Raw genomic sequence first — 14,963 nt, 5'->3', positions numbered from 1 at the left:
CATGGAGCAGCGCCGGGTCGGACGTACCGGCCTGCACGTGTCGTGGCTGGGTCTCGGCACGATGACCTGGAGCCGGGACACCGACGAGCACGACGCGGCCCAGCTGCTGCGGGAGTTCGTCGAGGCGGGTGGCACCCTCCTGGACACCTCTGCGTCCTACGCCGACGGCGGCGCCGAGGAGCTGATCGGCAGCCTGCTGCGCGGTGCGGTCGCCCGTGACGAGGTGCAGCTGTGCACCAAGGCGGGTGTCCGCCGCACCCCCGACGGTTCGGTGGTGGACGCCTCCCGTGGCGCGCTGCTCGACAGCCTGGACGCGTCGCTGCGGCGGCTGGGCACGGACCACGTCGACGTCTGGCTGGTGCAGAACCCCGACCCCCGGACCCCGCTGGAGGAGACGTGCTCGGCCCTCCGGCTCGCGGTGAGCTCGGGACGGGCTCGGTACGTGGGCCTGTCCAACCACGCCGGCTGGCAGGTGGGCCGCGCGGCGACGCTGCTCGAGCCCGACGTCGGCCTCGGGGTGCTGCAGGCCGAGTACTCGCTGCTGCAGCGGGGCGTCGAGCGCGAGGTGGTGCCGGCCGCCGCCGCTCTCGGCGCCGGACTGCTCGCCTGGTCACCGTTGGGACGCGGCGTCCTCACCGGCAAGTACCGGCGGACGGTGCCCGCCGACTCGCGCGCGGCGTCCGCGCACCTGGCGGGCTTCGTCGAGCCCTACCTCACGCGTCCGGCGTCGGCCGTCGTCGAGGCGACCGCGACCGCGGCGACCGGGTTGCAGCGCTCCCCCGCTGAGGTCGCGCTCGCCTGGCTGCGCACGCGTCCCGCACTGGCGTGCGCGGTTCTCGGCGCGCGGACGCCGGCACAGCTGCGCGCGTGCCTGGCTGCCGACGACCTGACGCTGCCGGACGAGATCGTGCGGGCATTGACCGAGGTCAGCACCCCGCCGGTCGGCTACCCCGAGCGACCGGCCGGCTAGCGACCGGTCGGCTGACGTCCCGCCGCGTCGTCACGGAGTCAGCGGGAGACGGGAGCCTCGTCGTCCTCGTCCTCGGCTGACCAGTCCTCGTCCGACTCGTCGTCGGCGTCGTCGTCGTCCTCGTCCTCCTCGGACTCGTCCTCCTCCTCGCCGAGGTAGAACGGGGTCGCCTCCCCGAAGACGGTGCCGAGGGCGTCGTCGTAGACCTCGAACGCGTCGGCGAGGACGTCGTACGCGTCGTCGACCGCCGGGTCGTCCTCGCCGTGGCGGCTCTCCACGGCGTGGTAGTGGGCCTCGAGCGCGGCGATCAGCCGGTCGAGCGCAGCGCGGGGGTCGACGGTCATGCCGTAGACCGTATCGCCGCGCAGGGCACAATGGCACCGCGCCGGTCGTTGCGCGGGTGCAGCGCCGGCAGAGGTCGACCGCCGTACGACCCACGCGACGAGAGACGAGGTGAGCGGGTGGCCGAACGAACGACGGCCGGCCGGGGCGACTTCCTGTCCCGAGGCGGCCAGTACGAGTACCGCACCCTGACGATCCCGCGGACCACCGACGGGAACGACGCCCGACGGATGCTGACGTACGAGGCGGAGTACGGCCGCTGGGAGCTCGCGCGGACCCGGATGTACGTGGGCGGCGAGCGGCGCGTGCTGCTGCGCCGCAAGATCATCCGGGTGCAGAGCACGCTCGGCGCCGACCTCGACTGAGCGCGCAGACCACGACTGAGCGGCCACGCCCGTCGAGGGCGCGGTCTCAGCAGGTCTGCAGCAGGCGGTCCAGCACGCGAGTGCCGAAGCGCAGGGCATCCACCGGCACACGCTCGTCGACGCCGTGGAACATCGCCGGGAAGTCGAGGTCGGCAGGCAGCCGCAGGGGCGCGAACCCGTAGCCGTGGATGCCCAGGCGGGCGAGCGACTTGTTGTCCGTGCCGGCCGACAGCATGTAGGGCAGGACCACCGCACCCGGGTCCTCGGCCTGGACCGCGGCCGTCATCGCGCCGACGAGGTCGGTGTCGAAGGGCGCCTCCGGGCCGATGTCACGGTGCTGCGACTCGATGCGGACGTGCTCACCGAGGAGCTGCTGCAGCGTGGCGTCGAACTCGGCCTCGTGCGCGGGCAGGAACCGACCGTCGACCGTCGCCCGTGCCGAGCCGGGGATGACGTTCGCCTTGTAGCCCGAGGCGAGCTGCGTCGGGTTGGTGGTGCTGCGCAGGGTCGCGCCGACGAACCGCGAGGCCGGGCCCAGCGCCGCGACCAGGGCGTCGACGGCCGCCTCGTCCTCCGGGTCGAACGGCAGGCCGGTGAGGTCCGCAACACCCTCCAGCAGCCGACGGACCGTCGGGGTCAGCTGGTACGGCCAGCGGTAGGCGCCGATCCGGGCGACCGCCGCCGCGAGGTGGGTCACCGCGTTGTCCGGGTTGACCTGGCTGCCGTGGCCGGCACGCCCCTCGGCGACGAGCTGGAGCCATGCCAGGCCCTTCTCGGCCGTCTGGAGCAGATAGGCGCGGTGGCCGCCGACCTCGACCGAGAACCCGCCGACCTCGCTGATCGCCTCGGTGGCGCCGGCGAACAGCTCGGGCCGGTTGTCCACCGCCCAGTGGGCGCCGTGCACGCCGCCCGCCTCCTCGTCGGCGAACATCGCGAGCACGACGTCCCGGGCCGGCCGGCGACCCTCGCTGACCATCTGGCGCACCACCGCCAGGACCATCGCGTCCATGTCCTTCATGTCGACGGCCCCACGGCCCCAGAGCACGCCGTCGACCTCGACGCCCGCGAACGGGTCGACGGACCAGTCGGCCGCCTGCGCCGGCACCACGTCCGTGTGGCCGTGCAGCACCAGCGCGGGACGGTCCTGGTCGCGCCCCTCGAGTCGCACCACCACGTTGGCGCGGCCGGGCGTGCTCTCGAAGAGCTCCGGCTCGAGCCCGACCTCCTCCAGCAGGCCGACGACGTACTCGGCGGCCAGCCGCTCCCCCGGTCCGCTCGAGTCGCCGTAGTTGGAGGTGTCGATCCGGATCAGCTCCGCGCAGATCCGGGCGACCTCGGCCTCCGCCGGGGTCCCGGAGGCTGTGGTGGAGGCGTCGCCGGCGGTCGGATCGGGCATGAGGTCACGGTACCGGGGACGCACGACATCGCCCCGGGGTGCGCCTGCGGGCACCGGTCAGCGCGACGACACGGCTCCGCGGGACCGTCAGAGGGTCAGGGGTTCAGGCCACGGCGCGCCAGGAGGGGTTCCAGCCGGGGCTCGTGGCCGACCATCTCCCGGAACGCGTGCATCGGGTCGACGGACCCGCCGCGCGACAGCACGGCCGCGCGCAGACGATCACCGTTGGCGCGCCGCAGACCGCCGTTCGCGGTGAACCAGGCGACCGTGTCGGCGTCCAGGACCTCCGACCACAGGTAGGAGTAGTAGCCGGCGGCGTAGCCGCCCCCGAACACGTGGTTGAAGTAGGAGCTGCGGTAGCGCGGCGGCACCGTCGGCAGCGCGACGCCGGCCGCGTCCAACGCGGCGGCCTCGAACGCCTCGACGTCGGCCGGGTCCGCCGGGACGTCGTCGGGCGCCAGGCGGTGCCACGCCTGGTCGAGCAGTGCTGCGGCCAGGTACTCGGTGGTGGCGAAGCCCTCGCCGTCCTGCCGACCCTCGAGCAGCGTGTCGAGCCACTGGGCCGGCATGGGCTCGCCGGTCTCGTGGTGCACGGCGAACCGCCGGAGCACGGAGGGGTCCCACGCCCACATCTCGTTGACCTGCGACGGGTACTCGACGAAGTCGCGCGGCACGGCGGTGCCGGACTGGGACGGGTAGTGGACGTCCGACACGAGGGCGTGCAGCGCGTGGCCGAACTCGTGGAAGAGCGTGATCACGTGGTCCCAGGTCAGCAGGGCCGGCTGACCCGGCGCGGGGCGGGGGATGTTGGCGTTGTTGACGACGACGCAACGCTGGCCGAGCAGGCGGGACTGGTCGACGAGGGTGTTCATCCAGGCGCCGCCGCGCTTGCTCGCCCGGGCCCACGGGTCCGCCAGGAACAGGCCGATGCCGTCTCCACCGGCGTCGAGCACCTCGAAGACGCGGACATCGGGGTGGTAGCCGGTGAGGTCCCTCCGCTCCGTGAACGTCAGCCCGTACAGCCGGTTCGCCGCCCAGAACACGCCGTCCACCAGCACGCGGTCGAGCTCGAGGTACGGGCGCAGCAGGGACTCGTCCAGCGACCGACGGCGGCGCCGGACCGCCTCCGCGTAGTACGACCAGTCCCACGCCTCGAAGGTGGCGCCCGGCACGTCCGCCGCCAGCGCGGCCGCGAGGTCGTCCGCCTCCCGCCGCGCGTTCGCCACCGCGGCGGGCGCCAGGCCGGTGAGCAGGTCCGTCACCGCCTCCGACGTGGTGGCCGTCCCGTCCTGCGCGACGTAGTCCGCGTGGTGCAGGTAGCCGAGGAGCCGCGCGCGCTCGGCACGGAGGCGGGCCAGCTCCAGCAGGATCGGCCGCGTGTCGTGCCCGGGACCGAGCCCACGCGTCATCGCCGCACGGTGCACGCGTTCGCGCAGCGTCCGGTCGTGCAGGCTCGCCAGCATGGGCTGGGCGGTGGGCAGGACGAGCTCGAGCAGCCACGCACCGGCGTGCCCCCGCTGCTCCGCTGCGGCCGCGGCGGCGGCCACCGCGTCCGGCGCGAGACCGGCCAGCTGGGCCTCGTCGGTCACCAGCACCGCGGCGCCGTTGGAGGCGGCGAGCAGCTCGCGGCCGAAGCGGGCGTCCAGGGCGCTGATCCTCTCGTTGAGCGCCCGGAGCCGCTCCCGGTCCGCGGCGCCCAGTCCGACTCCGGACCGGCGGAAGTCGAGGTCGAGCCGGTGCAGCAGCCACTGCGTGTCCGGCTCGACCGCGAGCCGGCCGTCGTTCACCTGCTGCGCCAGCGTCCGGACCCGGTCGTAGAGCCGTCGGTCGAGGAGCATCGCGTCGTGGTGCGCCGCCAGCAGCGGCGCCACCTCCTCCTCGAGCTCTTCCAGGGCTTCCGTCGAGTCGGCCCCGAGCTGGTTGTCGAACGCCGCCATCACCCGGTCGAGCAGCTGACCCGACCGCTCGAGGGCCACGACCGTGTTCTCGATCGACGGAGGTGCTTCGTCCGTCGCGATCGCCTCGAGCTCCGCGCGCTGCAGCGCCATGCCCGCCAGGAGGGCCGGCCGGTAGTGCTCCTCGCGGATGGCGCGGTAGTCCGGCAGGCCGTAGGGCAGCGCCGACGGCGACGCGAACGGGTTGGCCGGGTCCAGCACGGCGTCGTGGGCGGTGGGGCGGGGCGCGTCGGTCACGACGCCATCGTCGCAGCAGGCCGACACGGACCGTGGTCCGGCCGCGACGGGCCGGCGCCGACGCCGTGCGTGCTGCCTCGACCGTCCGTCGACGCCCTAGACCGTGGTGCTCCGCAGGACGTCGGCGGGCGAGGCCACCGGGTAGCCGTGCGCCAGGCCCACGGGCTCGCTGTACAGGCGGCCCGCGTGCGTGGTCAGGCCGGCCGCGAGCGCCGGGTCCGCCGCGAGCGCGGCGCGCCAACCGTCGTCGGCCAGGGCGCCGAGGTACGGCATGGTCACGTTGGTCAGCGCGCGCGTCGACGTGACCGGCACGGCACCCGGCATGTTGGCGACGCAGTAGAACACGGAGCCGTGCACGGCGAACGTCGGCTCGTCGTGCGTGGTGGGGCGGGTGTCCTCGAAGCACCCACCCTGGTCCACCGCGACGTCCACGAGCACCGACCCGCGCTGCATCCGCGACACCAGCTCGTTGCTGACGAGGTGAGGGGCCCGCGCGCCCGGCACCAGCACGGCACCGATCACCAGGTCCGCCTCGAGCAGCGCCTCCTCCACCGCCCACGCGCTGGAGGCCACGGTCCGCACGGCGCCCCCGAGCTCGACGTCGAGGCGCCGCAGCCGCGGCACGGACACGTCCAGCACGGTGACCTGCGCACGCATGCCGACCGCGATCGTCGCCGCGTGGAAGCCGACGGTCCCGCCGCCCAGCACCACCACGCGGGCGCCGTCCACCCCCGGCACGCCTCCGAGCAGCACCCCGCGGCCGCCCTCGTTCCGCATCAGGTGGTAGGCGCCCACCTGGGTGGCGAGCCGGCCGGCGACCTCGCTCATCGGCGCGAGCAGGGGGAGCGAGCCGTCGGCGAGGCGCACGGTCTCGTAGGCGATCGACGTGGTCCCGGCGGCGAGCAGCGCGTCCGTGGCAGGACGGTCGGCGGCGAGGTGCAGGTACGTGAACAGGACGAGGTCGTCCCGCAGGTACCCGTACTCGGACTCCACCGGCTCCTTCACCTTGCAGACGACGTCCGCCTGGGTCCACACCGCGGCAGCGTCCGGCACGACGGTGGCGCCGGCCGCCCGGTACTGCTCGTCGTCGATCGCCGACCCGAGGCCGGCGCCGGCCTCGACGAGCACCTCGTGGCCCGCGGCGGCGAGTCGGTGCACCCCTGCGGGGGTGGCGGCGACGCGGTACTCACGGTTCTTGACCTCGCGGGGGATGCCCACCTTCATCGACGTGCTCCTGGTCGCCCGGGCTGCGGCCGGGTGGTCCCGGCCGGACGTGCACCGTGTGGTTCACGTCACACACGATTGTGAACTTCACGTGTTTCCGGCGCGTCACCACCGCAGGATCTTCGGTAGGTTCGCGCCATGTCGGTCGGATCGTCGTCATCGGGCCCTGCGCGGAGGTCGGCGTCGACCGAATCCTCGGCGGTCCTGGACGACGTCGACAGGGCGATCCTGCACGAGCTGGAGCGCGACGGCCGGCAGTCCAACAAGGACCTCGCCGCCCGCGTCGGGATCGCGCCGTCCACGTGCCACGCACGCGTCCGATCCCTGCGGGAGGCCGGTGTGCTGCGCGGCTTCACCGCGCAGGTGGACCCTCAGGCGCTGGGCCGCGGGCTGCAGGCGATCATCGCCGTCCGGCTGCAGGCGGCCGCCCGGGCGCGGCTCGGCCGGTTCGCGCGTGCCCTGGCCGAACGACCGGAGGTCCAGGACGTGTACCTGCTGGGCGGTTCGGACGACGTGCTCGTGCACGTGGCCGTGGCGGACTCGCAGGCGCTGCGCACCTTCGTCGTGGAGCACCTGTCCACCCGCCAGGAGGTCGCACACACCCAGACCAGCCTGGTGTTCGAGCACCTGCACCTTCCGTCGGACACCCGATGACCGCACGGGTGCACCGCAAGGAACGTGCGGGCGCGCCGAGCGGCTTCTTCGCCTGCGAGGCGGCGGGACTGCGGTGGTTGCGCGCGGCCGACGCCGTGCCGGTGGTGGAGGTGCTCGACGTCGCCGAGGACCACCTCGACCTCGTGCGGCTGGAACCCGCACCGGCATCGCCGGGCGCGGCACGTGACCTGGGGCACGGCCTCGCCCTCCTGCACGATGCCGGGGCGGACGCGTTCGGGGTGCCGCCCGAGGGGTGGTCCGGGGACGGGTTCTTCGGTCCGCTCGAGCACCCGCTGCCCATGGCGTCCGGCCGCCACGCGTCGTGGGGCGCCTTCCTCGCGGAGTGTCGCCTCCTCCCGCTCGCGGCCGAGCTGCGCCGCTCGTCGACGGTCGACGCCGCGACCCTCGACGGCCTCGAACGGGTCGCCGGCCGGCTGCGCAGCGGTGCGCTGGACGACGACGACACCCCGGCCCGCCTGCACGGTGACCTGTGGTCCGGCAACGTCGTGTGGACCACCGCGGGCGCGACGCTGGTCGACCCCGCCGCGCACGGCGGTCACCGGGAGACCGACCTGGCGATGCTGGCGCTGTTCGGCCTGCCGTACCTCGACCTGGTGCTCGCGGCGTACCAGGAGGTCCATCCGCTGCGTCGCGGCTGGCAGCACCGTGTGGGGCTGCACCAGCTGTACCCGGTCGGCGTGCACGCGCTGCTGTTCGGCGGTGGCTACCGGGAGCAGCTGTGCCACCTCGTCGGCCCATGGGCGGAGGAGCGATGAGCGAGCCGCCGTGGTGGCCCGAGCGCCGGCCGCACGACGAGCAGCACGGGCCGAGCACGTCGTTCGAGGCCACGCCATCGGCCTGGACCGGAGCGTCGAGCGACGCGCAGCTCGACGAGGCTCTCGCCGCCCGGCTCGGCACGCGGCCACGTCGCCGTCGCCGGTCCCTGGCCGCCGTCCTGGTGGTGCTGCTCGCGCTGACGACCGTCTGGCTGAGCGGACGGCTCGGCTCCGCCGCCGCAGCCCGCAACGCGCCCCCGCCCGGACGGGAGGAGGCGGCCGTGCCGCTGGGCAGCCCGCCGCTCGGCGCGCCCACCACCGGGCCCTACAGCTTCCTGCAGACGCAGGCCGACGGGGTCGCTCCCGTCACCTACGACCCGTGCCGACCCCTCCACTACGTCGTGCGCACCGACGGCGCACCGGCCGGCGGCGACGTGCTGATCGCCACCGGGCTGGCCCGCATCTCCGAGGCGACCGGGCTGCAGTTCGTCGCGGACGGCACCACCACCGAGGCGCCCACGCAGCACCGGCCGGTGTACCAGCCCGAGCGCTACGGGCGCCGCTGGGCACCTGTCCTGATCGCCTGGTCGACCCCGGCGGAGACCCCGGAGCTCGCCGGCGACGTCGCCGGGAGCGCCGGCTCCTCCTCCGTGACGCTGCACGGGACGGCGCACTACGTCAGCGGCATCGTGGTCCTCGACGGACCCGCGATCGCCCAGCTGCTCGGCTCAGCGAACGGCACCGCGCTCGCCCAGGGCGTCGTGACGCACGAGCTCGCCCACCTCGTGGGGCTGGGGCACGTGAACGACCCGACCCAGCTGATGAACCCCACGGCGGCGGTGAACGTCACCTCCCTCGCCGACGGCGACCGTGCCGGGCTGGCGCGGCTCGGCACGGGGCCGTGCGTGCCGGGACTGTGACCAAGGGCACCTGTGAGCCGAGCCACCCTCCCAAGGTGGTTCCCAGGTTCCGCACGTACCGTGGACGGAACGCTCACCGCCGAGCGTGACCGCCGGGACCGCCCCGGCGCCGCCTGACCTCGCAGGAGACGTCATCTCGCACCCCATCGTGCTCGTGCACGGCACCCGCACGTCCTCGACCATCTGGGACCCCCAGGTCGCCGCGCTCCGCGCACGCGGCCACCACACGGTCGCCGTCGACCTCCCCGGGCACGGGACACGCCGGGGCGAGCGGTTCACCCTCGAGGGTGCGATCCAGGCGATCGACGAGGCCGTCGCCGCCTGCCTCACCCCGCCGCTCCTGGTCGGGCTCTCGCTGGGCGGGTACACGTCCCTCGCCTACGCCGGTCGTCACGAGCACCGGCTGGCCGGTGTGGTGCTCGCCGGGTGCTCGACGGAGCTGCGCGGCAAGCCCATCGGGGCCTACCGGCGGCTGGCGCACCACGCCAACCGGCTGCTGAGCGTCGGCGGGGAGTCGTGGCACGTGGTGACGGAGATGCTGACCGCGGTCGCGGGCTACTCGCCCCTGGCCGACCTGCGACGGCTGACGCTGCCCGTCTGGCTGGTCAACGGCGCCCGCGACCCCCTGCGGCTCGACGGAGCGCCGCTCCCTGCGCGCCCGTCCCGCCACCCGCCTGACGGTCGGGCCCGGCGCCGGGCACGACGTCAACAGCCACGCCCCGGCGGCGTTCAACCGCGCGCTGTTCGAGGCGATCGCCGAGCTGCGTCACCACGAGGTCCCGGTCCTGCTCTGAGCGGCCACGTCGGGTCGCCGTGGTCGAGCCGGCGACGCGCGACCGGCCGGAGGTCCCTGGACTGCGCACGCCGGTCGCGACACCCTGGACGTGGAGGTCGTCATGGGCGTCGACACGGTCGTCCTGTCTGCCGATGCCGGCGTCGTCGGCGCCGGTCCCTCCCGCGGGCGCGGCCGAAGGCTCCCCCTGGTCGGGCTGGTGCTGACGGTGCTGCTGGGGGCCGGCTGCACGACGTCGACGGCGCCCTCGCAGGCTCCGACCGGAACCCCGGCGCCGACCGCCTCCGCGACACCCGCCCCGAGCGCCGGACCAGGGACGCCGACAGCGACCGCCAGCTCGCCGCCGGCGTCCCCGACACCCGTCCCGCCGTCGCCCTCGCCTCCCGCTCCCCCTGCTCCGCCGCCGCAGCCCCCCGCGTCGCCCACCGTCCCTCCCCCGGCGCCTCCGACCGGTGTCCCCGCCGCCTGGCGCGGTGTGGACGTGAGCCGCGTCGCCACCGACCGGAACGTGGTGGCGCTGACGTTCGACGCCGGATCGTCGAACGCGGGGGTCGCCTCCGTGCTGGCGACGCTGGCCCGCTACGACGTGCCGGCCACGTTCTTCGTCACCGGTCAGTTCGCCCGGCGCTACCCGGCGGACGTCCGGGCCGTCAGCGCCGCCGGCTACCCCGTCGGGAACCACAGCGACTCGCACCCGGACTTCACGCAGACCACGACCGTGGAGATCCAGCGTCAGCTCGCGGCCGCGGAGGCGTCGATCCGTGCCGCGACCGGGCACGCCGCCAAGCCGCTGTTCCGCTTCCCGTACGGCGCCCGGACCGCGGAGGACATCCACGTGGTCAACGACGCCGGGTACGTCCCGTTCCGCTGGACGGTGGACACGCTGGGCTGGAAGGGCACGAGCGGTGGGCAGTCGGTGGAGTCGGTGCGGGCCCGGGTGCTCGACGCGGCGCAGCCAGGCGAGATCGTCCTGATGCACGTCGGTGCCAACCCGGACGACGGCAGCACCCTCGACGCCGCAGCACTCGGCTCCGTGATCGAGGGGCTGCGCGAGCGCGGCTACTCCTTCATCACGCTCCGGTCGCTGCTGCCCTGACCGACGGCGTTTCGGGCTCGCAGGTCGGTGTGCGAGCATCCGGTGACCGACGGACCCGACGGTCGAGGCTCAGCGTGGTGAGGAACGATGCGACCGACGTACATCCCCAGCCCGTCGCAGGGCGTCTGGTACCTCGGTCCCGTGCCGATCAGGGCCTACGCCCTCTGCATCCTGCTCGGCATCGTCATCGCGACGCTGTGGACCCAGCGACGTTGGGCGGCTCGGGGCCGTGACCCCGAGCAGGTGCTCGACATCGTGTTCTGGGCGGTGCCGTTCGGCATCGTCGGCGGCCGGCTCTACCACGTGATCACCGACCCCGAGCTGTACTTCGCGCCGGGGCGGCAGCCGATCCGGGCGCTGTACATCTGGGACGGCGGGCTCGGCATCTGGGGCGCGGTTGCGCTGGGCGCAGTCGGCGCGTGGATCGGGTGCCGCAAGCACGGGGTCCGGCTCGCGGACTTCGCCGATGCGGTTGCTCCCGGGCTCGTGCTGGCCCAGGCGATCGGCCGATGGGGCAACTACTTCAACCAGGAGCTGTTCGGCGGCCCGACCACGCTGCCCTGGGGACTGCTGATCGACCCGGCCCACCGCCCGGCGGACACCCCCGACGTCGCGACCTACCAGCCGACGTTCCTGTACGAGTCGCTGTGGGACGTCGGCGTCGCGGTGCTGCTCGTCTGGGCCGGCCGGCGCTTCACGCTGCGCAGCGGGCGCCTCTTCGCGCTGTACGTCGCGGCCTACACGGTCGGTCGCGCGTGGGTCGAGGCGCTGCGGGTGGACCACGCGAACCACTTCCTGGGGCTGCGCCTGAACGACTGGACCAGCCTGGTCGTCTTCCTCGGTGCGGTGGCCTTCCTGCTGCTGTGGCGTTCCGGGGACGGCCGCGCAGGCGACGACGACGCCACGGGCGAGGCCGAGCCGGACGGCGCGCCGTCCGAGGAGGTGCGGTCCGAGGAGGTGCGGTCCGAGGAGGTGCGGTCCGACGAGGTCCCCTCCGGCAAGGCGCCTTCCGGCGAGCCGCCGTCGGGCGGCGCGCCGACGGCAGGAGCCTGAACCGGCACCCCGCGCATCAGAGGCGCACGTCAGACGGTGAACCGTCCGACCAGCTCGCGCAGCTCCACCGACATGCGGGCGATGTCCGTCACCGACTGCTGAGCCTGCGTGACGTTCTGCGTCGTCAGCTCGGCCGCGTCGGCGACGCCGGAGATCGTGGCGGCGATCGCCTCAGCCCCGGTGGCTGCCTTGGTGACGCCCCGGTTCATCTCGTTGGTCGTGGCGGTCTGCTCCTCCACGGCGGCGGCGATGGTGGTCTGGTAGTCGTTGATCGCGCCGATCACCGCGGTGATCTCCTCGATCGCGGTCACCGCCCCGTCGGTGTCCGCCTGGATCGCCTCCACGCGACGGGCGATGTCCTCCGTCGCCCTGGCCGTCTCGCGGGCGAGGTCCTTGACCTCACCGGCGACGACCGCGAACCCCTTGCCGGCCTCACCGGCGCGCGCCGCCTCGATGGTCGCGTTGAGGGCCAGCAGGTTGGTCTGCTCCGCGATCGACGTGATCAGCTTCACCACGTTGCCGATCTCCCGGGAGGAGTCGCCCAACCGGCTCACCGTCTCCGTGGTCGCGGCAGCCGCCGCGACCGCCTCGCCGGCCACCCGCGCCGCCTCGGTCGCGTTCTGCGCGATCTCGAGGATCGAGGCACCCATCTGCTCGGACCCGGCTGCCACCGCCTGCACGTTGCGCGACACCTCGCCGGCCGACGCGGAGACCACGCCCGCCTGCGCCGCCGTCTCGTCGGCGCTGGAGCCGATCTGCTCGCCGGACGCCGCCATCTGCTCCGTCGCGTTCGCCAGCGAGGTGGAGGACGCGTCGATCGTCCCGACGGTCATCCGCAGAGTGGCGATCGCGGCGTCCAGCGCATGACCCATCCGCCCGACCTCGTCGTGCGAGGTCAGCCCCGTCGTCACCGTCAGGTCGGCGCGCTCGAGCGCGGTGCACACCGCCTTCACCCGGCCGAGGCCGCGCACGATCCCGCGGGCGACGAACAGCCCCAGGGCGATGGCAGCGCTCAGGCCGATCACCAGCGCACCGAGCATGAGCAGCCGACTGGTCCGGTACTCGGCCGCCACGGCATCCGTCGCCGCCTGCGCCGCGGTCTTCTCGTCCGCCACCAGGTTGGTGACCGCGGCGTTCATCGCCATCACGATCGCCGTCGCCTGGTCGTTGCTCGTGTTGGTCCACGTGGCGATGTCGTTGGCTCGGCCCGCCGGCAGGAGCTTGCCGTCCCGGACGGCGACGTACGCGGCGAGCTGCTGCTCGACGTCGGCGACGTACCCACGTTGGGTGCTCGACAGGTCCAGGGCCTTCAGGGCCGCCAGGGCGTCGGTCGCCTCCTTCTCGTCGTCCGCGACCGCCCGCTCGTCCTCCTTCTTCTCCGTCGCCCCCAGCGCCAGAGCCTGGTTGCTGACGTCCAGGCGCATCTGCACCATGGCGCGGCGAAGGGTGGAGGCCTGCTCGACGCCCTGGACGTGGTTCTGGAACAGCTCGGCCGTCGCGGCGTTGCTGCGCGCCATCGAGACGATGCCCACGACGCCCACCGCGAGCGCGACCAGCGCGGCGACCAGCACGGCGGTCAGGATGCGGGTGCTGACACCGCGATCCGTCCACCACCGCAGGGCGCCGTGCAGACGGGACGAGGACGCGGACGCGGTGGACGACATGGTGCTCCCTTGCAGGTGCTCGAGGCCTCCCCTGCGGCGGCATCACCCACTCGATCGGCCGACGCGCGTCGGCCCTGAGTCGTCCGGCCGCCGCGCTGCCCTGCCGCCGACCGATCTCGCGCCGGGCAGCGCCTGGTCACCGGCCGGTCCGAGGACCTTCGTCGCACAGCGGCGACAGGTCTCGCCGTGCGAGGCGGCCCGACCTGGACGTCTGCACTTCACCGAGCGTCCACCGAGTCCTCACCCGGCGCGCGCCGGCGAGAGCCTCGGGGACGGGCTCCGACCCGTAGCCTTCCGGAGGTCGCCCGTCCGGACCGCCGCTCGTGCCGCTCGTGCCCTCACGCCCTTCCTGCTCGGGACTCGCTGATGTCGTTGACTGGTCTGCCGTTCCTCCTGGTTGTCCTCGTGCTGACGGTGGCCGCTCTCGTCTGGGGTGCCGTCCGCCTGCCGGCGCGCCGACGCACCGTCGCCACCGTCCTGACCCGCCTGCTCGCGCAGCTGGGGGTGAGCGCGCTCGTGCTGCTGTCCGTCGCCGTGGTGATGAACAACCAGAACGGGTGGTACGCAAGCTGGGGCGACCTCTTCGGGACCGGCGGGACGTCGACGGTGCGGCAGAGCTCGGGCGGCACGAGTGCGGAGGCCGCCCTGCAGGACAAGCCCAAGGGGCCCGGCCTCGGCAGCCCGGTGCCGGTCGCGAGCCTGCCGCCGCTGCCCTCGCCCGGGCAGCGCGTCCAGACGTTCACGTTCACCGGATCACGCAGCGGCCTCAGCGGCCGGGTGATGGTCAGCCTGCCCGTCGGCTACGAGGACCCGGCCAACGCCCGCAAGACGTACCCGGTCGTCATGGCGTTCCACGGCTACCCGGGCGCGCCTGACGTGTGGATGCAGGGGGTCAACCTCGTGCCGTCCCTCGACTCGCTCTCGGGCCAGCACAAGATCTCGGACGTCATCGTCGTCGCGCCGCAGCTCGAGTTCCCGGCCGGAGCCGACACGGAGTGCGTCAACGGCGGTTCGGGCCAGCCCCAGGTCGAGACGTGGTTGGCGAACGACGTGCCTCAGCACCTCGCCTCCGTGCTCCGGGTCTCCCGCGACCGCACGGGTTGGGCGACGCTCGGCTTCTCCTCGGGCGGCTGGTGCGCCGCGATGACGTCGATGCTGCACCCGGACGTCTTCGGCGCCGGCGTGATCCTCGGCGGGTACTTCGCGCCGATCTTCGGCAACAGCTACGTCCCGTTCCACTCGAACGACCCCGCGGCGAAGCGGTACCAGCTCGTGTCGCTGGCCACCACGGCACCCCCGCCGGTGGCGCTGTGGCTGCAGACCAGCAAGGCGGACTCGCTGTCCTACTCGAGCAGCGCGGCGATGCTGAAGGCCGCCCACGCGCCGCTGTCGATCCAGTCCCAGGTGGACATCAGCGCCGGGCACCGCATCAGCGTGTGGGCCGATGCGGTGCCGACGGCGCTGACGTGGCTCGGGTCGACGGTCGACGGGTTCAAGCCGACCGCCTGAACCCGCCGC

The 14,963-nt window shown here is 73.9% G+C and carries 13 protein-coding genes and 1 pseudogene; 9 read left to right on the top strand and 5 right to left on the bottom strand.

What is annotated here, in order from left to right:
- The first annotated feature begins 1 nt into the window (after position 1).
- Entirely contained in the window at positions 2–970 is a 969-nt protein-coding gene (locus N0B34_RS05940) for an aldo/keto reductase (protein ID WP_263730390.1), read from the top strand.
- A gap of 38 nt (positions 971–1,008) precedes the next feature.
- Here the strand turns inward: N0B34_RS05940 and N0B34_RS05935 are convergent, their stop codons facing one another.
- Entirely contained in the window at positions 1,009–1,314 is a 306-nt protein-coding gene (locus N0B34_RS05935) for a primosomal protein (RefSeq protein ID WP_263730389.1), read from the bottom strand.
- 117 nt (positions 1,315–1,431) lie between these two features.
- On the opposite strand from N0B34_RS05935, the gene N0B34_RS05930 reads away from it, so the two are divergent.
- Positions 1,432–1,677, top strand: a complete 246-nt coding sequence (locus N0B34_RS05930) for a DUF5703 family protein (protein WP_263730388.1) — start codon at positions 1,432–1,434, stop codon at positions 1,675–1,677.
- Between the two features lie 46 nt (positions 1,678–1,723).
- On the opposite strand, the gene N0B34_RS05925 is transcribed toward N0B34_RS05930, so the two are convergent.
- From N0B34_RS05925 to ald, 3 genes are all read right to left on the bottom strand, one after another.
- Positions 1,724–3,073: a M20/M25/M40 family metallo-hydrolase gene (locus N0B34_RS05925; protein ID WP_263730387.1), complete on the bottom strand. Its 1,350-nt coding sequence runs from the start codon at positions 3,071–3,073 to the stop codon at positions 1,724–1,726.
- A gap of 95 nt (positions 3,074–3,168) precedes the next feature.
- Positions 3,169–5,265 (bottom strand): M3 family metallopeptidase, encoded by a 2,097-nt coding sequence (locus N0B34_RS05920; RefSeq protein WP_263730386.1) that lies wholly within the window; start codon positions 5,263–5,265, stop codon positions 3,169–3,171.
- A gap of 96 nt (positions 5,266–5,361) precedes the next feature.
- Positions 5,362–6,489, bottom strand: coding sequence for an alanine dehydrogenase (gene ald, locus N0B34_RS05915; protein ID WP_263730385.1), 1,128 nt, complete (start codon positions 6,487–6,489; stop codon positions 5,362–5,364).
- A gap of 138 nt (positions 6,490–6,627) precedes the next feature.
- Here ald and N0B34_RS05910 point away from each other — a divergent pair, with 138 nt between their 5' ends.
- From N0B34_RS05910 to lgt, 6 genes and pseudogenes are all read left to right on the top strand, one after another.
- Entirely contained in the window at positions 6,628–7,143 is a 516-nt protein-coding gene (locus N0B34_RS05910; RefSeq protein WP_263730384.1) for an Lrp/AsnC family transcriptional regulator, read from the top strand.
- Complete coding sequence (locus tag N0B34_RS05905; protein ID WP_263730383.1) at positions 7,140–7,919, top strand: fructosamine kinase family protein; 780 nt, start codon at positions 7,140–7,142, stop codon at positions 7,917–7,919. Before N0B34_RS05910 ends, N0B34_RS05905 begins: the two co-directional genes overlap by 4 nt.
- Positions 7,916–8,839: a M10 family metallopeptidase domain-containing protein gene (locus tag N0B34_RS05900; protein WP_263730382.1), complete on the top strand. Its 924-nt coding sequence runs from the start codon at positions 7,916–7,918 to the stop codon at positions 8,837–8,839. The genes N0B34_RS05905 and N0B34_RS05900 overlap by 4 nt, the downstream gene beginning before the upstream one ends.
- Positions 8,840–8,924: 85 nt before the next feature.
- Positions 8,925–9,272 (top strand): annotated as a pseudogene (locus tag N0B34_RS05895) (alpha/beta fold hydrolase); the annotation flags it as partial.
- Positions 9,273–10,113: 841 nt separating this feature from the next.
- A complete protein-coding gene (locus tag N0B34_RS05890) occupies positions 10,114–10,728 on the top strand; it encodes a polysaccharide deacetylase family protein (protein ID WP_263730381.1) in 615 nt (204 codons plus the stop codon).
- An 87-nt stretch (positions 10,729–10,815) separates the two neighbouring features.
- Entirely contained in the window at positions 10,816–11,781 is a 966-nt protein-coding gene (gene lgt / locus N0B34_RS05885; protein ID WP_263730380.1) for a prolipoprotein diacylglyceryl transferase, read from the top strand.
- A 29-nt stretch (positions 11,782–11,810) separates the two neighbouring features.
- Here lgt and N0B34_RS05880 read toward each other — a convergent pair whose 3' ends face one another.
- The gene (locus N0B34_RS05880; RefSeq protein ID WP_263730379.1) at positions 11,811–13,445 is read right to left on the bottom strand and encodes a methyl-accepting chemotaxis protein; all 1,635 of its coding nucleotides are present in this window, start codon (positions 13,443–13,445) and stop codon (positions 11,811–11,813) included.
- Positions 13,446–13,811: 366 nt separating this feature from the next.
- Here N0B34_RS05880 and N0B34_RS05875 point away from each other — a divergent pair, with 366 nt between their 5' ends.
- Complete coding sequence (locus N0B34_RS05875; protein WP_263730378.1) at positions 13,812–14,954, top strand: alpha/beta hydrolase; 1,143 nt, start codon at positions 13,812–13,814, stop codon at positions 14,952–14,954.
- Positions 14,955–14,963: the final 9 nt, after the last annotated feature.

The sequence above is a fragment of the Cellulomonas sp. SG140 genome (assembly GCF_025770785.1).
GTDB lineage: Bacteria > Actinomycetota > Actinomycetes > Actinomycetales > Cellulomonadaceae > Cellulomonas.
This window is presented reverse-complemented; position numbering and strand designations above follow the sequence as displayed.